Genomic DNA, 21461 nt, shown 5'->3' with positions numbered 1-21461 from the left:
TATTAGCGCCCTATTTTCAACCCAGCTTACAGAGAGCGCCATGACTGATTTATCCCTTTACAGAAATATTGGTATTTTCGCCCACGTCGATGCCGGTAAAACCACCACCACCGAGCGTATCCTTAAGCTGACGGGTAAAATCCACAAACTCGGCGAGGTTCACGAAGGTGAGTCAACGACTGACTTTATGGAACAGGAAGCTGAGCGCGGCATTACCATTCAGTCCGCAGCTGTTAGCTGCTTCTGGAAAGGCCACCGTTTCAATGTTATCGACACACCTGGGCACGTTGACTTCACTGTAGAAGTTTACCGCTCACTAAAAGTACTCGACGGCGGTGTTGGCGTATTCTGTGGTTCTGGCGGTGTTGAGCCTCAGTCTGAAACTAACTGGCGCTACGCAAACGACTCAAAAGTATCGCGTTTGATTTTTGTTAACAAACTTGACCGCATCGGCGCTGACTTCATCCGCGTTACTGATCAAGTGAAGAAAGTATTGGGTGCAAACCCACTGATCATGACCTTGCCAATTGGTCGTGAAGACACGTTTAAAGGCGTTGTTGACCTCCTTAGCCGCAAGGCTTATATCTGGGACGATTCTGGGCAACCAGAAAACTTCGACATCACTGACGTGCCAGCCGACATGGTTGATGATGTTGAAATGTACCGCGAACAGCTTGTTGAAACTGCGCTTGAGGTAGACGACGATTTGTTGATGGCGTACATGGAAGGCGAAATGCCTTCAGACGACGAAATTAAGCGCTGTATCCGCAAAGGTACTTTGGAGTTAGCCTTCTTCCCAACCTACTGCGGTTCTGCCTTTAAAAACAAGGGTATGCAGCTGTTACTTGATGCTGTTGTTGATTACTTGCCAACCCCTACCGAAGTTAACCCACAGCCGTTAACTGATGAAGAAGGTAATGGCAACGGCGAATACGCTATCGTTTCTGCCGACGAGCCCTTCCGCGCCCTTGCGTTTAAAATTATGGACGACCGTTTCGGTGCCCTGACCTTCATTCGCATATATTCCGGTAAGTTGAATAAGGGTGACACCATCCTGAATAGCTTTACTGGTAAAACAGAACGCGTTGGCCGCATGGTTGAAATGCAGGCGGACGAGCGCAATGAATTAAGCAGTGCACAGGCCGGTGACATCATCGCGATTGTGGGCATGAAGAATGTGCAAACTGGCCACACGCTTTGTGATCCTAAGCACCCTTGTACGCTTGAAGCCATGGTCTTCCCTGAGCCCGTTATCTCAATCTCCGTCACACCAAAAGACAAAGGCTCCACTGAAAAAATGGGTATTGCAATCGGTAAAATGGTTGCAGAAGATCCTACTTTCCGCGTTGAGACTGATATTGACTCAGGTGAAACCATCCTTAAGGGTATGGGCGAATTGCACCTCGATATCAAGGTCGACATCCTGAAACGTACTTATGGCGTTGATTTAACGGTTGGCCAGCCACAGGTTGCCTACCGCGAAACGATCACCAAAGAAATTGAAGACAGCTACACGCACAAGAAGCAGTCTGGTGGTTCTGGTCAGTTCGGTAAGATCGACTACGTTATCAAGCCAGGTGAAGCCAACACCGGCTTCACGTTTACCTCGAAAGTTGTCGGCGGTAACGTTCCTAAGGAATTCTTCCCTGCAATCGAGAAAGGCTTCAACTCTATGATGAGCGTTGGCCCTCTGGCTGGCTTCCCAGTACTAGACGTTGAAGTAACGCTCGTAGACGGTGGCTTCCACGCCGTCGACTCCTCGGCAGTCGCGTTTGAAATCGCTGCAAAAGGCGCTTTCCGTCAGTCAATGCCTAAAGCTGGCCCACAGCTGCTTGAGCCTGTGATGAAAGTCGACGTATACAGCCCAGAAGATCACGTAGGTGATGTTATCGGTGACCTAAACCGTCGTCGCGGCATGATCTCTGGTCAGGAAGCGAATGTTACTGGCGTACGCATTAAAGCCGATGTGCCACTTTCAGAAATGTTTGGTTATATCAGCACCCTGCGCACCATGACCTCTGGCCGTGGCCAGTTCTCAATGGAATTCTCTCACTACGCCGCTTGCCCAGCCAACGTATCTGAGACGATCATTGCCAAAGAGAAAGAGAAGAAAGCCGCTGCTGCTAAGTAATTTTAGCCTGCAGTACAAAAAGCCCTGCCAGTTTGCATTGGCAGGGCTTTTTTAATGTCGTTATAAAAAAATATGCTTAGGCTATCCTTACGTCTTCAATTACCGCTTATGACTTGACTCGCGATCGTCGCCGCCAGTAACAACTCCTCATCATGATTCACTAACCGGCGAAGCAGAAGATTACTTCCTACCGAACCCCAGATTTCACCAACCATCTCGTCACCGCTAGACTCCACAACCGCGCCATAGTCTGATACCTCCCTTCGCGGCCCCGAGGTAACTGAAAATTTATCTGCGGTTGAGTGCCTTCGCCTGACTGTCGAGCTCAGCCTGTATGGCTGCCTCGGTGAGCTACTTGATTTGCGGGTGACGACCCCATCCTAGCCGAATAAAAGTGTAAATCCCGTACCTTTACACAATTTTGGCGTATCGGTGACGGTTTAGGAAAATCCCCTTTGAACTCGCCGAGCATCGCAGAAACTGGCGGGGTCTTTAGCGAGCACTGCTTGAGCCAAAGGCGAGTTGCGCAGTGACGCCCAGTTTTGAGAAGCGCGGGAAACCCGAAGGGCGAGTGACGGGGTGTGCTTTTTCTGACTTACTTCTTTTTAACACAAAAAAGAAGTAAGTCGCCCAGCGGGGCAAAAATCTCGCGAGCAAACTAACCGACGTAAAATTTTAATCGGCCTTCCTCAACGCCCGCTTCTCACCACGCCGCCGCGCAAAAAACACCTGCAATGCCGCAGCTGCCTCATCAGCGAGTACACCACCCTGCCACTCCACCCGATGATTCACTTGCGGTTGGTCGAATAACTGCAAATGGCTGCACACCGCCCCAGCCTTAGGCTCGGCAGTGCCATACACCACGCGCTGAATACGGCTATGGATAATTGCGCCAGCGCACATAGCGCAGGGTTCAACAGTCACATAGAGCGTGGTATTAGGCAGGCGATAATTACTCAGGCTTTGCGCGGCGCGACGCAGCGTCACAATTTCAGCGTGGGCCGTAGGATCGGCACTAGAAATAGGCTGATTAAAGCCTTCGGCAATAACAGCATTATCTTTAACTATAAGCGCGCCGACTGGGACTTCGTTAGCTTGATCGGCCTGCTGCGCCAAAATTAAGGCGCGACGCATCCAGTGCGCATCTGATAAATCAGGCATGCTCACCAAACCTAAAGTAGGAAGGTCTTTCACAAACACAAGCTGCCGTTAATCGATTTTCGCTGCTATTTAGCATCTCTCACTCTCAATTATCACCCATTTAAAGTCAGGTCGGACAAAACTCCCTCTTAGCCCACTCACCCCGGTGCTGCCGCCAATTTAAAGCGCCAACAAAAAGCATGTTACCTGAAACGGCCTTTCACACCGCAAATCGATACTACGTTCAGCGTGACGACACCAGCAGCCTTTCGTCACACGGGACATTGGCCTTCCGAACGACAGCCGCGCCACTCAGCGTGCGTGCGGTAAAGACAATTTGAGCTCACCTCAATGTCACTTTTCGCGAAGCTTAAGGCCTAAAAGTAATGACCTTATCTGTTTCAAAATTAACGCCTAATAATAACCCACGCAACAACCATTACCCATTGAAACCCTGCCGCGTGCTCTACAAAACTCAAGAAAAAGCTATATATATTTTATATGCGCTTCGTTAAGAACGGGATGTTCGGAGCTACATCGTGGATTTCAACAAGCTGACTAAGGTGGACTGACTCGCGCCGAAGTATGCCAACGATTAGCGAAATAAAATGAGCGACCTCGAAAAAAATCCCCGCTAAAAAGCGAGGATCTTATATATGCTGAGCAAGCGGCTAAATCTGCGCCGTTTTTACACTCAACCACTGATTAAGACGGCATGCCCGCCAACCAGTACACTGCAGTACCCACAACGATGCTCAAAATAACGATGGCGGCGCAGGCATCAGCGAAGTTGTCGCTGCGTTGCTCTTCGGTTTGTTCAGAAGTATGATCAGACATGGAAGCCTCTTTGGTATGGGTAGATGACTGGGGCCTTAGCTCGGCGCTAAAATTCAGCGCGCATTGTAGCAAGAATTTTCCTTATCGTTGAGCTAATTAATACCCTAGGTTGTGGCTTATCGATCCCGCGCGTAAGCATTACCCAGAAAATTCGTTAGCGAAACCCACACTTTATCTTTAACATTAGGCCGCTATAAACTGCAGCTACCAGCTCCATTCGCGCCCAGTGCATGGAACTCCCTGCCCTACTTAGCATTATTGACCCGCCAAACACTTACGACAAAGGTTCCTATGTACGCTTACGACCAATTTGACCGTCAGCTAGTCAGTCAGCGTGTTGCGCAATTTCGCGACCAAACCCAGCGCTATCTCGAAGGCAAAATTAGCGATGAGCAATTTCTGCCTTTGCGTTTGCAAAATGGCCTCTATATTCAGCGCCTTGCACCTATGCTGCGTATTGCCGTGCCCTACGGCACGCTGAACTCCGAACAGCTGCGCAAATTAGCGTCTATTACGCGAAAATACGACAAGGGCTACGCCCACATCAGCACTCGCCAGAACGTGCAGCTAAATTGGCCCAAACTAGAAGAAGTGCCCGACATTCTGGAAGAGCTTGCCGAAGTCGAAATGCACGCAGTGCAGACCAGCGGTAACTGTATTCGCAACGTCACCGCCGACCAGTTTTCTGGTGTGGCCGCCGACGAAGTTGAAGACGCCCGTGCCTACTGTGAGATTATTCGTCAATGGTCGACATTTCACCCTGAATTCGCATATTTACCCCGTAAATTCAAAATCGCGGTGTGTGGCTCAGAGTCTGACCGCGCCGCGATAATGGTTCACGACATAGGCCTGCAAATTGTTAAAGATGCAACTGGCAACACAGCGTTTAAGGTTATTGTGGGTGGTGGCCTGGGCCGCACCCCGGTTATTGGCAGCGTGATTCACGAAGCCCTTGAACCCAAGCATTTGCTGACCTACCTCGAGGCGATTTTACGGGTGTATAACCAGCTCGGTCGTCGCGACAACAAGTTTAAGGCCCGCATCAAGATTTTGGTCCGCGCCATGGGCGCCGAAGCGTTTAAAGCCGACGTTGAGAAAGAATGGGCGCATATTAAAGATGGCGCCCTGAGTTTGACTAACGAAGAAATCAGTCGCGCTCAGGCCTTCTTTCAGCCGCCTGCCTACGAGTCATTGGCACAGCAAGACATGCAGGCTCTAGCGCTAGAAAATGCCGAATTTGCCCGCTGGTTGCAGCACAATACCCATGCTCACAAAGTTAATGGTTACCGCATTGTGACCTTGGCACTGAAAACCACCGGCGTCGCCCCTGGCGATGTTACCGCCGAGCAGCTGGAAATGATCGCCGACTTGGGCGAGCGCTATGGCTTTGGTGAAATTCGCAGCACCCACCAGCAAAACATCGTCCTTCCGGACGTTCGTCAGCAAGATTTACTGGCCCTGTGGAAAGAACTGACCGAATTAGAGGTCGCGTCTCCTGTAATCGGCACCTTAAACGACATAATTTGCTGCCCCGGCGGCGATTTCTGCTCGCTGGCTAATGCCAAGTCGATTCCGATTGCCGAAGCGATTCAGCGTCGCTTTGAAGATTTGGATTATGTCTATGATCTCGGCGAGATTGAGCTTAATATTTCTGGCTGCATGAACGCCTGTGGTCACCACCATATTGGCAATATCGGCATCCTTGGTGTAGATAAAAAGGGCCAGGAGTTCTATCAAGTCTCCCTCGGCGGCAGTCAGGGCTTAGACGCTTCAATCGGCAAGATTCTTGGGCCATCCTTCGCCCAAGATGAGGTGCCTAATGTTATTGAAAAAGTGCTCGAAACCTTTGTTTCACTTCGCCAGCCGGAAGAGCGCTTTTTAGACACCTTTCGCCGCGTCGGTATTGACCCATTTAAGGAGCGTGCATATGCCTAAGATTATTAAAGACCTCTACGTTGTTGAGGACAGCTGGCAGGTTTGGCGCGACACCGAGACCCTGCCTTCGACTGGTGGCTACATCGTGCCGCTGAGCCTATGGCAAGCGCACAAAGATGAATTGCTCGCACTAGGCAATATTGCGGTATTTTTAGCCAGCGATCAGTCGCCCAAGCTGTTGGGGGCAGACGTCAAAAGCTTCGCTCTAATCGCGGTAGACTTCCCTAAGTTTGCTGATGGTCGTGGCTTTAGTTATGGTCGCGAATTGCGTGAACAGCACGGTTTTACTGGCGAATTACGCGCAATTGGCGACTTTATGCGGGATCAGCTGTATTTTTTGAAACGCTGCGGCTTCAATAGCTTTGCCCTGCAAAGCGACGAGCTTGACGAGGCCTTGGCCAGCTTCAATGATTTTAGCGACGCCTATCAGCCGTCGATAGATCAAGCCTTGCCGATTTTCCGCCGCCGTTAAGGCTACGCGCAAATCACTAAATGCCGCCACTTTGGCGGCATTTTGCTTTATTGACAGTTAGTTTATCGCGTTCGATTAGCCCAAGCGCTATTGTTTCGTTACGCGAGCTTATGTGATTATGAACCTTCACCCGCCCCGCCAAGAGGTTTAAGCCGTGGAAGCGAGTTTAACGTCGTCATTTTTTTTGATTTTTAGTGGTGCCGCGGTATTAGCCTCGATTGCCCTCTTCACCCGCCAGCCACTACTCATCGCCTATATCGCACTTGGCGCCATTATAGGCCCGCACGGGAGCGTCTGGGTCACGGATGTTAAGCTACTTGCCGAGATCGCCGAATTCGGCATTATCTTTTTGCTATTTCTGCTGGGCCTAGATATGCAGCCCAAAGCGCTGTTAGCCACCCTTAAAAAGGCCACCGTGGTCGCGCTCCTCAGCTCCTTGGCCTTTGCCCTCATTGGTTATGCCGTCGCCGCCAGCTTTGGGTTCAATACCACCGAATCATTAGTGATTGGCGCGGCCATGATGTTTTCGAGCACCATCATTGGCATTAAGCTGCTGCCAACGACCGCGCTGCATCACCGTCATACTGGCGAACTCATGGTTGGCTTGCTACTGCTACAAGATTTAATCGCAATTTTTGTGCTGATGATATTGCTCAGTATGAGCTTGGGGGAGTTCTCCGGGACGAGCCTGCTTAAAGCACTTGTCGCCCTACCCGCCTTAATTGCGTTTGCTTTTTTGGCCGTACGCTTCGTTTTATTACCGCTGATAAGTCGCTTCGACCGCTTTCATGAGTATATATTTTTGCTGGCTATTGGCTGGTGTCTTGGTATGACCGAGGCCGCCCACGCCTTAGGCTTATCTGCTGAAATTGGCGCATTTTTGGGCGGTATTAGTCTCGCAACAAGCCCGATATCGCAATACATCGCGATTAATTTAAAGCCCTTGCGAGATTTTTTCCTGATTCTGTTTTTCTTTTCACTGGGTGCGCGTTTCGACTTAGGTTTACTCAGCGAAATTATCGTACCGGCGTCGATTCTCGCCGGGCTGGTATTAGTACTCAAGCCCGTTATTTTTCGCTATTTAATACACGGCATGAGCGAAACCAAGAAACTGGCCTGGGACTTGGGTTTCCGGATGGGCCAAATCAGTGAGTTTTCGTTGCTTATTGCCTACGTCGCCACAGAAATGGCGTTAATCGGCCGTGAAGCGTCACATTTGATTCAGGCTACCGCCATTATTAGTTTTGTGGTGTCGTCTTATATCGTGGTTTTAAACTATCCTACGCCTATTGGTATTTCCGACAAACTGCGACGAGACTAGCCCGCCGCCTAACTCTTTAGCGCTATTGAAAAACTACTGAAAAGCTCACCGGCACAACCAAGCCAATATTGCTCAAGCCCGCCAGACTGCGCAGCTTGGCGACACCAGCAACTAAGCCAAAGCGCTGAGTATCTATAAAGCTAGGGGCAAGCGTTACAACATGTAAAGCGCCGTCGGCTCGCTTAGTGACGATAACATCAAAGCTCAGCGGTGAACTTATACCGTGCATAACCAGCGCGCCGGTAAGTTGCATCGTTCTTTGCTCTCCAACAGCCATCGCCACCAGCTCGGGTATATCGACCAGTGTGGTATACGTCGCTGCTGGAAATTTATCCGTCTCAAATAGGTATTTACGCATTCTTTCATTGCGGATATCGATTCCGCTGGCAATGCTATTCAGGCCTACGACAATTTCAGCCTCACCTGTTTGAGCATCAATCCTGCCAGTGAGACTGGAGAAACTCATCGTTTCCGCTATCGCGTCATTTTTAATACTCACAAAACTCAAGCTTGAGCTATCTGCTTTCAGCTCCATTGCATTGACGGCGCCAAACTGCAGCAAAAAAATTGCCGCACACAACAACTGTTTCATCATCCATTCCTCATAAAATCCAATCACCGATGGCCCGCAGGCCTCTAGCAAGCTTTACATTTTGCTTTCAAAGAGACAAGGAGTAGGGCGAAATTGGGGGACACAGACTTAATTTAGATAAAAAAAAGCCCGGTAAAAACCGGGCTATTAAAGCTCTACTTCTGCTTATAACGCAGAGTCCAGCTCAGGTACGGCATTAAACAAGTCGGCAATCAACCCGTAGTCAGCAACTTGGAAGATAGGGGCATCTTCGTCTTTGTTGATAGCAACAATGACTTTAGAGTCTTTCATACCAGCCAAATGTTGGATCGCACCAGAAATACCGATGGCAATATACAGGTCTGGGGCAACGATTTTACCCGTTTGACCAACCTGCATATCGTTAGGTACGAAACCAGCATCAACTGCAGCGCGCGAAGCACCAACGGCAGCACCGAGCTTGTCAGCAAGCGAGTACAGCATGGCAAAGTTGTCGCCATTCTGCATGCCGCGGCCACCAGAAACAACGATACTTGCTGCGGTCAAATCTGGGCGATCACTCTTCGCAACTTCTTCACGAACATAGCTAGAAGTTCCGGCATCGTGTGCGCTGGCAACAGCTTCGACAGCCGCGCTGCCGCCTTCGGCAGAAACGGCGTCAAACGCAGTGGTACGCACGGTGATGACCTTAATGGCATCAGAGGATTGCACGGTAGCAATAACGTTACCTGCGTAGATTGGGCGTTTAAAGGTATCGGCGCTTTCGACAGAGATAATTTCAGAAATCTGTGCAACATCAAGTAACGCCGCTGCGCGTGGTAGCGTGTTTTTACCAGAGGTTGAAGCAGGTGCCAGAATGTGGCTAAAGTCTTTACCAAGCTCCGCAAGCAACAAGCTAACGTTTTCAGCCAACTGGTGACCATAAGCAGCGTTGTCGGCAACAAGCACCTTGCTAACGCCGTCAATTTTTGCTGCGGCCTCTGCGGCTGCGCTACAGGCTTCACCTGCAACGAGGACCACAATGTCGCCACCAATTGCTTTCGCAGCAGCAACCGTATTTAGCGTAGCGCCCTTAATAGAGGCGTTATCGTGTTCTGCAAGAATTAAAATACTCATCAGATTACCTTCGCCTCGTTTTTCAGTTTCTCAACAAGTTCAGCGACATCCGCAACCTTAATACCGGCTTTACGCTCAGCAGGTGGCTCTACCTTCAACGTAGTGACGCGAGGAGTAACCTCTACGCCCAAGTCGTCGGGCGTCATCACATCCATTGGCTTTTTCTTGGCCTTCATGATGTTTGGCAAAGAAGCATAACGGGGCTCATTTAGACGCAAATCGGTAGTAATTACCGCTGGCAGTGACAGTTTAACGACCTGTGAGCCGCTATCAACTTCACGGGTTACCGTAACGCTGTCGCCCTCAACCAAAACTTCAGAGGCAAACGTGCCCTGTGACATACCGGTTAAGGCAGCCAGCATCTGACCAGTTTGGTTGTTGTCGCCGTCAATAGCCTGCTTACCAAGAATAACCATTTGCGGCTGTTCTTTATCGCAAACGGCTTTCAGCAGCTTAGCAATAGCCAGTGGCTGAACTTCTACGTCAGTTTCTACCAGAATACCGCGATCAGCACCCAGTGCTAGAGCAGTACGGATTTGCTCCTGACTGACTTTTGCGCCGATAGACACAGCAACAATCTCGGTCACTACGCCTTTTTCTTTCAGGCGAACAGCTTCTTCAATTGCAATTTCACAAAATGGGTTTATGGCCATTTTGACATTATTCAGATCAACGCCAGTGCCATCCGATTTCGGACGCACTTTTACGTTGTAGTCAACTACTCGTTTGACAGCAACCAGAACCTTCATGGATTCCCCAGTACTCGCGTAAATGAAATGAAATGGCGATTGTCCCTACGCAGCGAACCTGCATTCAGATCCAAGCAGACAATGCCTCGGTAAAAAGCGCGGTTATATTGACGCTTATACGCCCTAAGGTCAATAAAAGCACGGACTTTACAAGACGTATATTCCCAATAAAGCAACCACCCACCATAGCAAGAAAAATATTTAAGTAATTGTAATTAAAGATATTTTTTTATTTCAGCGATTTCTATTTCACATGAAAAATTTTAATTAACCGTTCGTTTAAAACCAGACTCACACTGAAACAGCAGTCTATTTCTTTATCTTTTGATATTCAGAATTGCAAGATTTCTGCATTATTAGTGCAGATACCTTGCAGTTTGCGCGTCGAACCTATGAAGCCAAAGACACAAGAAATAGCCCCTACCGATGACCTGTGCCGCTCCCGCGTCGATCAAATGATCAATATGCACCATGAATTGGTGATGCTTACTCAACGCATTGATTGGCATTGTCTGGACAGCCAGCTCGACCTTGCTATGCAAATGCAGGCCGACCATCCCGAGCCGCTTAATGGCCGGCCTGCCATTACTCAAATAGATGCATGCCTTATCGGATGAAGCGGTCTGTGACCGCGGGATCGAGAACCCCCATTTCCAGTACTTGTGCGGCCAAACGTATTTTCAGCACATTTTACCCATTCAAGGCTCTTCCATGACTCACCGGGAGCTGACGAAGACCTCTGCGCAAGCTTGATCAAAGAAAGCCTGAGAGTCGCCCCATCCAAGCAAAGCTATTCACACTCGCCATCTCAACTACGTGGTGGTGGATACCGCGTTTCAGCCTAAGTGCACACCCCACCTGCGTCAGAGCTATGCTCGCGTCACCAAGCAGGTTTTGATGATGTTGGGACGCTACCGTCACACTAAACAACTCAAGCGTACCCGCCATACGGAACAGCTCATTCAAATCCGTCCTAGCCGAATCATTCGCGATATATAATGGCGTTTACTGGATCAAGAAGAACTCGCGCAGTTGTTTGCTGATGCACTGCGTAAAACCAACATTGCCTAGTGCCAAGAGCGCAATAGCAAGGTCAAACTCTACAGTTGGCATGTGGCCGAAGTGGAATGCATTGATCAACGCAGCGGGCCACAACTTCCGCTTGCCGTTGAAGTAGTTCAGAAAGCTTTTTTGATCCTAAATTTATTAACGCTTATCTACACAAGCTACGCAATAGCCCAGACCGGGCGCGAAGTGCAATCACTGTGCTTAACCAGCACACGCGACCCCATGATATTCTCAATGAATATCATGGGGTGATGTCACTTTGATCGGTTTTTAAACCGACAACTAATTAAACTACGCTTAAAGTAGCGTTTTAAGACCCGTGGTTTTATAATTCGCTGTTTTAATTACCCACAAACCGCCCCATAAAAGGGCAATGGCAATGCTACTTAGCATACATAGGAGAACGTCTGTGGAACGCGAATCAATGGAATTTGATGTCCTGATCGTTGGGGCTGGCCCCGCCGGATTAGCGGCAGCATGTAAAATCCGTCAATTAAGCGAAAGCACTGGCAAAGATATCAGTGTCTGTGTTGTTGAAAAAGGCTCTGAGGTTGGTGCCCACATTCTCTCTGGTGCAGTTTTTGAGCCCAGCGCATTGAACGAGCTTTTCCCAGATTGGAAAGAAAAAGGCGCCCCGCTAAACACCCCCGTCACTGGCGATGACATTTATTATATGACCAGCGCTGAAAAGGCCATTAAAGTACCTGGGTTTGCTGTGCCGAAAACCATGCACAACGAAGGTAATTACATTATTAGCCTCGGTAATTTGTGTCGCTGGATGGCCGAACAGGCAGAAGGCATGGGTGCTGAAATCTACCCCGGTTTCGCCGCGTCAGACGTACTTTTCCATGAAGACGGTCGCGTAAAAGGCGTTGTAACAGGCGATATGGGTATCGCCGCCGATGGCAGCGAAAAAGACAGCTATATGCCCGGCATGGAGCTACATGCCAAATACACCCTATTTGCCGAAGGCTGTCGCGGCCATCTAGGCAAACGTCTGATGGAGAAGTTTGACCTAAACGCAGGCAAGGATCCTCAGCACTATGGCATAGGCATTAAAGAGCTGTGGAAAATCGACCCCGCCAAGCATGAAGAAGGTAAGGTTATGCATGCTGCGGGCTGGCCGCTGGCTGAGAATGGCGCTGCCGGTGGTAGCTTCCTCTACCACATTGAAGACAATCAAGTGTCTATTGGTCTGATTACCGATCTTTGCTACGACAACCCTTACTTGTCGCCCTTTGAAGAATTTCAGCGCTTTAAAAAGCACCCTACCGTTATGCAATATCTGGAAGGCGGCGAGCGTATCTCATATGGTGCCCGCGCCATTGCCAAGGGTGGCCTACAGTCTCTGCCTAAAATGACCTTTCCCGGCGGCTTATTAATTGGTTGTGACGCCGGCACCCTTAACTTCGCCAAGATCAAGGGCAGTCACACCGCAATGAAATCGGGCATGATCGCTGCTGAAGTGGTTCACAAAGCCATCACTGAAAACGAGGCAAGCGGTCAAGAGCTAGGCGAATACACTACCGCCTTTGAAAACTCCTCAGTTTATAAAGAATTGCACGAACAACGCAATTTTGGCCCAGCGCAGCACAAATGGGGCAACTTCTTAGGCTCTGCTTACGCCTTTGTCGATCTTAATTTGTTCAACGGCAAACTGCCCTGGACCTTAGGTGACGATCACCCCGATCACGCTGAAATGAAGCCCGCGGCAGAGTGTAAACAGATCACTTACCCTAAGCCGGATAATAAGATCACCTTCGACCGCCTGACCTCGGTATTTTTATCCAACACCAACCACGAGGAAGATCAGCCCTGTCACCTGACATTGAAGGATCCTGAACTACCTATTCGCGACAACCTTCCGAAATATGCGGAGCCAGCGCAGCGCTACTGCCCTGCCGGTGTGTATGAAGTTGTTGAGGATGCAGAAGGCACACCTAAGTTCCAGATCAATGGCCAAAACTGTGTTCACTGCAAAACCTGTGATATTAAAGATCCGGCGCAAAATATTATTTGGGTAACACCAGAAGGCCTCGGCGGCCCCAACTACCCCAATATGTAAGTGCGACGAGAGTCGCACTTACGCACTGTAAAGTACTGATTTAAAATGATTTTACAGTATAAGGAGCAGCTTAGGCTGCCCTTTAACCCCTATCACGTTAGGCGGAGAGGTTTTCCGGTACTCATGAGGCAGGTTCAACGGCGGTACGGTTTGGCTGCCTTAAACCGGTGCTGCTGAAAACCCTGCAAGCTTGGTATTACTGAGGTTGCGTATGCACCTCAGCATTTTCTTCTTCGAAGAGCGGGATCGGGGTTGGACGACAAGGAAGGAAAGGCAATTATGCTTCTCCAACCGAGCCGTACAGAGAGTGGAGCCGGTAACGGTAGAACCTCGATACGGTTGTCGATGCAAGTATGTAAAGCTGCGTTGATGATTGTCGATCGACCACAATGACTGTCTATCCGTTTTCTCAGTCAGCAGACGACCGCTTATGTGATCAATTGTAGCTAGGGGCAGCGCACTCTGGTAACGGCGTTGTGTGGTAATTCTCCCTTTTTTGCGCTCGAATACTTTATTGCCTGCCGAGCGCCCTACTATATTTCACCGAGCTCAAAATACTCGCCACCGGCGTGTAGCACGATAGCCCCAGCTTCATACTCAGCAAGATCAACTAGCCGATAAAAGCATGCCCTATTCACCTTTGCCGCCAAACCGTGCCGGGTTAACACTGAAGGAATGGGCTCCTTGCTGTCGGCCTGCGTATCAACACACAGAGGGTGCTTTGAACCAAGCTCAAACCAAGTGTCGACGTTGGTTTTTACCGCTATACGCGGTGACTCAGCTGCTGCCTCAATTTCGAAATCGACAATCATTAACGGGAAGCCTTCCACTTGCAGCCGCCATTTTTCAACGGGCGTGACCAAATAGTAGTGGCCATCTTGCTCACGGCGCAGAATAGACGCAAATAACTTAACCAGCTCATGGCGCTTAATTTCACCACCTTCGTGAATCCAGCGGCCATCGGCTTTTATGACAATATCAATGTCACCACTCAGTTCAGGATGCCAGTCTTCAATAGGCGGCACACCACGCTGATCTTTAAGTAGTGCCTGTATACTGCCCAAGCTCACCATTTACCTAACCTTTATTGATATTGCGCTTTCACCATTGAATTAAGCGCACATTAATAACACCTTCAATAGCACGCAATTGCTCAAGCAGTGCCGGGCTTGCTTCACTGGCCAAGTCGATTAGATTGTAAGCTATTTCGTCCCGACTTTTATTTAACATATCGACAACGTTAATATCAGCATCCGCAAGTAAACCAAGTACGCTACCAAGAATTTTAGGAACATTATGGTTAGCAATTGCAAGACGGCACTGGCCGCTGCGATCCAGCTGCAAATTAGGAAAATTAATCGAATTTTTGATATTGCCGTTTTGCAGGAAATCATCCAGCTGATCGGCAACCATCATTGCGCAATTCTCCTCCGCCTCATCAGTACTTGCACCGATATGCGGCATTAGAATTGCGTCAGCTCGTCCGATAAGCGCTGGGACGGGAAAATCGGTAATAAACTGACGTAAACTGCCGTTATCTAAGGCACGAATAACCGCGCTGATATCCACAATTTCTTCTCGTGCAAAATTCAGTAAGCAGCAGCCCGGTTTGCAGGCAGCGAGTAAATCGGTATTGATCAAGCCTCGGGTCGAATCTAGAACAGGTAAATGCAGGGTAATAAAGTCTGCTCGAGCGAATAAGCTGCTTAAATTATCCATTTTCTTTACTGAACTAGGCAATCGCCATGCGGCGTCAACAGACAACGCTGGGTCATAACCAATGACTTCCATGCCTAAGTTTAATGCGGCATTTGCTATCATTGAGCCTATCGCTCCGAGACCAACAACACCGAGAGTTTGCCCTGCCAGCTCATTGCCCTTAAAACGCTTTTTTTCTTTCTCTAAGAGCTTAGCCATTTCAGCCGCGTCATTCATATGACCCAGGGTATTCACATAGGATATACCGGCCAAAATCCCCCTTGAGCCTAATGCTAAACCGGCAATAACCAATTCTTTAACCGCATTGGCATTGGCGCCAGGACTATTAAAAACAGGAATACCGCGCTCCGTACACGCAGAGACAGGAATGTTGTTCGTGCCAGCGCCCGCTCTTGCGATGGCTTTCACGCTCGTAGAAATTTCCGCGACCTGAAGCTTGTGACTGCGCAACAATATTGCATCAGGCGCACCAAACTCCGTCGCTAATTCATAATTTACACTAGGTAAGCGACTTAAGCCTTTGTCAGATATCTGGTTCAGGGTTAATACTTTATACAAGGTTTGTACTCCTAATTATTTTAGCCAATGCGATGCCGGCGATCACCAGCCGGCGCGGAACCTAGGTCAAACGCATTGGCGGCACTCTGCTCAGACTGAGGCCCTAAGGGTACGCTGTGAAAAAAGTTCAATCCCGCAATGCGGCCATTCACACTAAGCGCCGCGGTGTAGGCTGCATTCTGACCAAGCAATCGAAAATCCCAGCTTTCAGCGTCAGGACCAAAAAATTCAAGAAACTCTCCATCATTACCAAGCACTACTGAAAAGTCGTGCAATGGAATCGACAGACCTTCGCCGCGAGCCTTGATATAAGCTTCCTTCAATGTCCAAAAACGATAAAAATAATTGAGCTGCTGCGTTTCATCTCGACTTTTCAGCGCCTGCAGTTCAAGCGCCGAAAAATAGTCTTCGGCAACATCAAGTATCCCTGGATTTTCTGACCTGCACTCCACGTCAACGCCAATTGCCTTATCACGCGTAACGACGCAAACGATTAAGCCGCTGGTGTGCGCGGTGTTAAACTGGATTATTGGCGAAACACTAGAATTGCTTAGTTCGGGCTTACCAAAGTCATTTACCTGAAATTCAATTTCTTGCGGTGACAGTTCGCAGTATTCAGCCAATACCGTACGCAACAAGGCCCTACTCACCAGATAATCCCAACCGTTATCGACATGTTTAAGTTGCTGATACTGTTCGAGCTCGGACTGCGAGAGCATTTCCTCATAATCTTTTTGCGCTGCTTTCAGGCGGTTGTCATTGGTAAAGCTAAACCAAACATCGACAACACCTGCACTCAGCGACCGTCGTAAAGCGGAAGTCATTATTTTTATATATCCATTAAATAGCCCCAGCGGTAATCAGCCGGTTGGGGCCTAAATCAATTGATCTTAATTTTTGCGTCTTTCCACAAACCATTAAAGTAAGCCGCAAAATCCTGTGAAGACCTATTTCTAGATGCGCTATTTTCTGCTTCGTTAAGCTGGGCAACGTCCATCCCGCTTTGGCGGCCATAATTTACATCAAGTAACTGCAAGACCACCCGATCACCATTTGCCAAACGCAAAACACTGACGCTTGCCTGTTGATCTGGTCGCGGCATTGAAAATGCGCGATTACGAATCGGCGCGTCAACCGCGATATCACCCCGTTTACCGGCTGCAATCGCGTTCCAAGACAATTGTTCCACCTTGGCTACCTCCTCGGCACGCTTGCCAGCAATCAATTCTGCCTGGATAGCTTTGGCCCGAGATTCTGCCGCAAGTTCGGCTTTGCGCTGTTCCAGACTACTGACAATCTCTTCGCGCACCTGCGATAAAGGTAGGGTATCGGGTGCCTTGTATTCTTCGACATGGATCACCGCAAAGTGTTCCGGTGTTAATTCAAAGACTTCGCTGTTTAAGCCTTTACTGCGCAATTCTGGATTAAAGGCGGCAGACTTCAAGCTCGCATAAGCAAACAATCCGCTCTCGTCTGACCCCTTTTGCCATTCGCTTTGCTTAACCTCGAGCCCGAGCTCTTTGGCGGGCATGGCTAAATTTTCGGCGTTAAAGACAAGGTCACGTAAATCTTCTACTGCACCAATTAAGCGTGGCATCGCCGCCTGCCGACGCAGGCGTTCAGTAATCTCCAGTCTTGCGCTCTCCAGACTCGGCACACTAGGTTGACGAACACTTAGCAATTTAATCAAATGTAAGCCTGCGTCTGTTTCAACGACAGGAGAGATTTCACCTTCTTTTAGCCCAGCTAAAGCCTCTTCAAACTCCGCCGGAAAACTGTCGCCACTGCTAAAACCAAGGGCACCACCTTCACCCGCGCTTCCGGCATCCGCAGAATGCAGTCGTGCTTGCTCCGCAAAGTCTGCGCCAGCCAGAACTGTTTGGCGAATTTTTTCAAGCTGCGAAGACGATTCTTCACGACTGCTGTCGTCATTAATTTCAATTAAAATATGTGCCGCTTCGCGCTCAACTTGCGCGTTACTCGCCTCTACCAATCGCTGGTATTCGGCCATGACTTGATCTTCTGAAACCGGCTCAAAAAAATCCTCTTCAGATAACTCAACATACGAGTATCTAACCGCGGCCTCACTCAGAAATTGTTTCGCATTTTCCTTATAGTAAGTTTCGACCTCTTCATCACTAATCTTGATGCTGGCGCGATAAGGCGCTTGGGCGACGGTGATAAAGTGATAATCGCGGGTCTCGTGGAGCAAGCCGATTGCCCGTGACAATTCGGGACCCGCCACAAAGGCTGAGCCCGCAACGGCGCTGGATAGCTGCTGAATTGTCAGATCTGAGCGCAACAGCTGTTTAAAAAATGCACTGCTATAGCCTTGCAAGCGCAAAACTTGCTCATAGCGAGCCTGAGAAAACCGGCCGTCCTCTTGAAACTGCGGCATGGACGCGATGGTTGCATGCAGCTGGGCGGTCGATATTTCGATACCTGCTTCCGCAGCAGCCTGCAGGAGTAGCTGCTGCTTTATTAGGGTGTTCAACGCTGGCTTACGCAACATTGCATCGTCTAGCATGGCGGGATCAATCTGATCACCCATCATGCCTAGTAAACGTCGCTTTTGAAGGCCAATCGCCTGCTGCAATTCACCTTCAGAGATCTTTTCGCCGTTGACGACAGCGGCCGGAACCTGCCCTGACCCACCAAATAAACTATCAATACCAAATAGCGCAAAAGGTACGATGATGAGCGCGATAATGAACTTGGCGGCAGTTCCCTGGATATTATTCCGAATATTTTGCAGCATTGACGCGAACCCGACTCTGAATCATAAAAAAAAGCGCACCTCTCGATGCGCCTTCTGTAAGAGGTCTTAACCCCTATAGCGACTTCCCAACACCGCAGGAAAGGCTATAACCCTTAGTTACAGGCGTCTTTCAACGCTTTACCTGCTTTGAAGCTAGGAATCTTGGCAGCTGAAATTTCGATTGGCGCGCCAGTTTGAGGATTGCGGCCGGTACGAGCTGCACGGTCTTTTACGCTAAATGTACCAAAGCCGACAAGTGATACAGAATCATCTGACTTTAATGCATTGGTAATAGCTTCTACTGTTGCATCCAGCGCGCGACCAGCGGCTGCTTTAGACAAGTCTGCAGATTCTGCAATAGCGTCGATTAGCTCAGATTTATTCACTTATTCTTCCCCTTCAAATTGTTATAAAAAAATTTTTAAGTATCACTGCAGGCAGTCACATACCCGCGCAAGGACAGTGACGGCCGCATGCGCAAAGAGTGGGATTTATACCAACTGCGCCTCTTACGGTCAAGGAATCTCTGTGGCTAGTGTGCGTTTGCGCGCGCTTCGCCCAGGATATCTTCATTACCGTCCACACTTTTGTGGTTATCGTCAACACCTGCCAAATAAGCTTCTTCAGAAATCTCTTTTGGAATACTTTCCAGTGCAATATTCAGCACTTCGTCAATCCATTTAACGGGGCGAATTTCCAAGTCGGCTTTAATGTTTTCAGGTATCTCTTTAAGGTCCCTCTCATTCTCGGACGGGATTATAACGGTTTTTATACCTCCGCGGTGCGCCGCAAGCAGTTTTTCTTTCAAACCACCAATCGCCAACACCTGACCGCGCAAAGTAATCTCGCCAGTCATCGCCACATCGGAGCGTACCGGGATACCCGTTATCACTGAAACCAGTGCTGTGCACATCCCAACGCCGGCCGACGGCCCATCTTTCGGGGTTGCACCCTCTGGCATATGAATATGGATATCATGACGATCATGATAGCGCGCAGGAATACCCAGACGCTTCGAGCGACTCCTTACAACAGTTGCTGCCGCCTGAATAGACTCTTGCATTACGTCGCCGAGGGAGCCGGTTTTAATATGTCGACCCTTACCAACTACCGACACCGCTTCAATCGTCAATAACTCGCCACCAACGGAAGTCCAAGCCAGACCAGTAACCTGCCCTACTTTATTTTCTTCTTCAGCCTTGCCATAGTTATAGCGACGGACGCCGAGGTAGTCTTCTAGATTACTGGACACCACGTTAATCACGCCGCTTTCACCATTCAGCGCGAGATTTTTTACGACCTTGCGACAGACTTTGGCGACTTGCCGCTCAAGCCCGCGGACCCCGGCTTCCCGTGTGTAATAACGCACGATATCCTGCAGCGCACCCTCATCAATACTGGCCTCAGTTTCCTTGAGCCCATTGTTTTTTAACTGCTTAGGAATCAGGTAACGGCGCGCAATATTGATCTTTTCATCTTCGGTGTATCCCGGAATCCGAATAACCTCCATTCGATCCATCAGTGCTGGCGGAATATTCAAAGAGTTCGAGGTACAGATAAACATAATATCTGAAAGATCGTAATCGACTTCAAGATAGTGGTCGTTAAAGGCATGGTTTTGTTCCGGGTCGAGAACCTCCAACAAAGCAGATGCCGGATCACCGCGATGATCCATACCCATTTTGTCGATTTCATCGAGCAAGAACAATGGATTGCGAACGGACGCCTTGGACATCTTTTGAATGACTTTGCCCGGCATAGAACCAATATAAGTTCGGCGATGCCCGCGAATTTCAGCTTCGTCGCGCACACCGCCCAAGGCCATACGCACGAATTTACGATTAGTGGCTCGCGCAATAGACTCACCCAGGGATGTTTTACCAACCCCTGGTGGCCCAACGAGACACAAAACCGGCCCCTTCACTTTTTTTACTCGCTTCTGAACCGCAAGATACTCAAGTATCCGGTCTTTGACTTCATCGAGACCGTAATGGTCTTCATTTAAGATTTCAGCGGCCCGCGCAAGGTCATGCTTAACACGCGAGCGCTTTTGCCAGGGAATACTCACTAGCCAGTCGATATAGCCACGTACCACAGAGGCTTCTGCCGACATGGGCGACATCATTTTTAGCTTGGCCAATTCAGCCTTAGCTTTATCCAGCGCCTCCTTACTCATACCCGCTTTGTCAACGCGGCTTTCGAGTTCTTCGAGCTCGTTTACCCCCTCTTCTGATTCACCCAGCTCACGCTGAATCGCCTTCATTTGCTCATTGAGGTAGTACTCGCGCTGACTTTTTTCCATTTGCTTTTTAACGCGACCACGAATCCGTTTCTCAACCTGGAAAAGATCAATTTCGGATTCCATTAGCCCCATTAAATGTTCTAAACGCTCGCGCTCATCGACCATCTCCAGAACCGCTTGCTTCTGTTCTAGCGCCATATTCATATGGGCGGCAATGGTGTCACCAAGGCGACCGGGGTTGTCTATACCCGACAGCGACGTGAGCACTTCGGCAGGGATTTTCTTGCTGAGATTAATGTATTTTTCAAACTGGGAGATCGCCGAACGCAACATGACTTCGGATTCTTCTTCCCCAATTTTAATCTCTTCCAACACATCAATTTCTGCACTGAAATAATCTTCTTCAGCAGTAACGGCGTTGAGCACAGCTCGGTAGCTGCCCTCAACTAAAACTTTCACAGTGCCGTCAGGAAGCTTTAACAACTGCAAAATATTGGCAACAGTACCAATATCGTAGAGGTCGTCGGTACCCGGCTCATCTAAATCAGGATTGCGCTGTGCGGCAAGCACGATTTCCTTATTGCTTGCCATGGCCAGTTCAAGTGCGCGTATCGACTTATCGCGCCCAACAAACAGGGGGATCACCATATGGGGGTAAACCACCACATCGCGCAAAGGAAGCAGTGGCAACTCCTGTATTTCTCGCTTATCGGCCATTTAATCGCCTCGCATAATATTTATACAATCCGGACACAACGGATATTTCGCCTGCAATACAG

Annotated in this window: 18 protein-coding genes; 6 read left to right on the top strand and 12 right to left on the bottom strand. The window is 49.1% G+C overall.

Annotated features, from left to right (window positions below; translation table 11 throughout):
* The first annotated feature begins 40 nt into the window (after nucleotides 1-40).
* Entirely contained in the window at nucleotides 41-2131 is a 2091-nt protein-coding gene (fusA, locus tag ABYP33_RS11195; protein ID WP_373091003.1) for an elongation factor G, read from the top strand.
* 95 nt (nucleotides 2132-2226) lie between these two features.
* On the opposite strand, the gene ABYP33_RS11190 is transcribed toward fusA, so the two are convergent.
* The 3 genes from ABYP33_RS11190 to ABYP33_RS11180 form a co-directional block, all read right to left on the bottom strand.
* Nucleotides 2227-2367: a hypothetical protein gene (locus ABYP33_RS11190; protein ID WP_373091002.1), complete on the bottom strand. Its 141-nt coding sequence runs from the start codon at nucleotides 2365-2367 to the stop codon at nucleotides 2227-2229.
* Nucleotides 2368-2806: 439 nt separating this feature from the next.
* Complete coding sequence (tadA, locus tag ABYP33_RS11185) at nucleotides 2807-3292, bottom strand: tRNA adenosine(34) deaminase TadA (RefSeq protein WP_373091001.1); 486 nt, start codon at nucleotides 3290-3292, stop codon at nucleotides 2807-2809.
* 684 nt (nucleotides 3293-3976) lie between these two features.
* The gene (locus ABYP33_RS11180) at nucleotides 3977-4108 is read right to left on the bottom strand and encodes a methionine synthase (RefSeq protein ID WP_373091000.1); all 132 of its coding nucleotides are present in this window, start codon (nucleotides 4106-4108) and stop codon (nucleotides 3977-3979) included.
* 291 nt (nucleotides 4109-4399) lie between these two features.
* Here ABYP33_RS11180 and ABYP33_RS11175 point away from each other — a divergent pair, with 291 nt between their 5' ends.
* The 3 genes from ABYP33_RS11175 to ABYP33_RS11165 all read left to right on the top strand — a co-directional run bounded on the left by ABYP33_RS11175 (nucleotide 4400) and on the right by ABYP33_RS11165 (nucleotide 7836).
* Nucleotides 4400-6043, top strand: coding sequence for a nitrite/sulfite reductase (locus ABYP33_RS11175; protein ID WP_373090999.1), 1644 nt, complete (start codon nucleotides 4400-4402; stop codon nucleotides 6041-6043).
* The gene (locus ABYP33_RS11170; RefSeq protein ID WP_373090998.1) at nucleotides 6036-6515 is read left to right on the top strand and encodes a DUF934 domain-containing protein; all 480 of its coding nucleotides are present in this window, start codon (nucleotides 6036-6038) and stop codon (nucleotides 6513-6515) included. Before ABYP33_RS11175 ends, ABYP33_RS11170 begins: the two co-directional genes overlap by 8 nt.
* A gap of 154 nt (nucleotides 6516-6669) precedes the next feature.
* Nucleotides 6670-7836 carry a cation:proton antiporter gene (locus tag ABYP33_RS11165; RefSeq protein ID WP_373090997.1) on the top strand — a complete coding sequence of 389 codons (1167 nt, stop codon included), beginning with the start codon at nucleotides 6670-6672 and terminating at the stop codon, nucleotides 7834-7836.
* 22 nt (nucleotides 7837-7858) lie between these two features.
* On the opposite strand, the gene ABYP33_RS11160 is transcribed toward ABYP33_RS11165, so the two are convergent.
* The 3 genes from ABYP33_RS11160 to ABYP33_RS11150 form a co-directional block, all read right to left on the bottom strand.
* On the bottom strand, nucleotides 7859-8431 hold the full coding sequence (locus tag ABYP33_RS11160) for a YceI family protein (protein WP_373090996.1): 573 nt from the start codon (nucleotides 8429-8431) through the stop codon (nucleotides 7859-7861).
* A gap of 162 nt (nucleotides 8432-8593) precedes the next feature.
* Nucleotides 8594-9523 carry an electron transfer flavoprotein subunit alpha/FixB family protein gene (locus ABYP33_RS11155; RefSeq protein ID WP_373090995.1) on the bottom strand — a complete coding sequence of 310 codons (930 nt, stop codon included), beginning with the start codon at nucleotides 9521-9523 and terminating at the stop codon, nucleotides 8594-8596.
* Nucleotides 9523-10272 carry an electron transfer flavoprotein subunit beta/FixA family protein gene (locus ABYP33_RS11150; RefSeq protein WP_373090994.1) on the bottom strand — a complete coding sequence of 250 codons (750 nt, stop codon included), beginning with the start codon at nucleotides 10270-10272 and terminating at the stop codon, nucleotides 9523-9525. The genes ABYP33_RS11155 and ABYP33_RS11150 overlap by 1 nt, the downstream gene beginning before the upstream one ends.
* 392 nt (nucleotides 10273-10664) lie before the next feature.
* Between ABYP33_RS11150 and ABYP33_RS11145 the strand changes: the two genes are divergently transcribed.
* Nucleotides 10665-10889, top strand: a complete 225-nt coding sequence (locus tag ABYP33_RS11145) for a hypothetical protein (RefSeq protein ID WP_373090993.1) — start codon at nucleotides 10665-10667, stop codon at nucleotides 10887-10889.
* Nucleotides 10890-11749: 860 nt separating this feature from the next.
* On the top strand, nucleotides 11750-13405 hold the full coding sequence (locus tag ABYP33_RS11140) for an electron transfer flavoprotein-ubiquinone oxidoreductase (protein ID WP_373090992.1): 1656 nt from the start codon (nucleotides 11750-11752) through the stop codon (nucleotides 13403-13405).
* A gap of 533 nt (nucleotides 13406-13938) precedes the next feature.
* Here ABYP33_RS11140 and ABYP33_RS11135 read toward each other — a convergent pair.
* The 6 genes from ABYP33_RS11135 to lon all read right to left on the bottom strand — a co-directional run bounded on the left by ABYP33_RS11135 (nucleotide 13939) and on the right by lon (nucleotide 21399).
* Entirely contained in the window at nucleotides 13939-14478 is a 540-nt protein-coding gene (locus tag ABYP33_RS11135) for a DUF1285 domain-containing protein (RefSeq protein WP_373090991.1), read from the bottom strand.
* A 28-nt stretch (nucleotides 14479-14506) separates the two neighbouring features.
* Nucleotides 14507-15682: a phosphoglycerate dehydrogenase gene (locus ABYP33_RS11130; RefSeq protein ID WP_373090990.1), complete on the bottom strand. Its 1176-nt coding sequence runs from the start codon at nucleotides 15680-15682 to the stop codon at nucleotides 14507-14509.
* A 20-nt stretch (nucleotides 15683-15702) separates the two neighbouring features.
* The gene (locus tag ABYP33_RS11125; RefSeq protein ID WP_373090989.1) at nucleotides 15703-16506 is read right to left on the bottom strand and encodes a 4'-phosphopantetheinyl transferase superfamily protein; all 804 of its coding nucleotides are present in this window, start codon (nucleotides 16504-16506) and stop codon (nucleotides 15703-15705) included.
* A gap of 56 nt (nucleotides 16507-16562) precedes the next feature.
* Entirely contained in the window at nucleotides 16563-18440 is a 1878-nt protein-coding gene (locus tag ABYP33_RS11120) for a SurA N-terminal domain-containing protein (RefSeq protein WP_373090988.1), read from the bottom strand.
* A 113-nt stretch (nucleotides 18441-18553) separates the two neighbouring features.
* Complete coding sequence (locus ABYP33_RS11115; protein WP_008250078.1) at nucleotides 18554-18826, bottom strand: HU family DNA-binding protein; 273 nt, start codon at nucleotides 18824-18826, stop codon at nucleotides 18554-18556.
* A gap of 146 nt (nucleotides 18827-18972) precedes the next feature.
* Entirely contained in the window at nucleotides 18973-21399 is a 2427-nt protein-coding gene (gene lon / locus ABYP33_RS11110; RefSeq protein WP_373090987.1) for an endopeptidase La, read from the bottom strand.
* Between the last annotated feature and the right edge of the window lie 62 nt (nucleotides 21400-21461).

The organism is Zhongshania sp. (assembly GCF_041584495.1).
Lineage (GTDB): Bacteria > Pseudomonadota > Gammaproteobacteria > Pseudomonadales > Spongiibacteraceae > Spongiibacter.
This window is presented reverse-complemented; position numbering and strand designations above follow the sequence as displayed.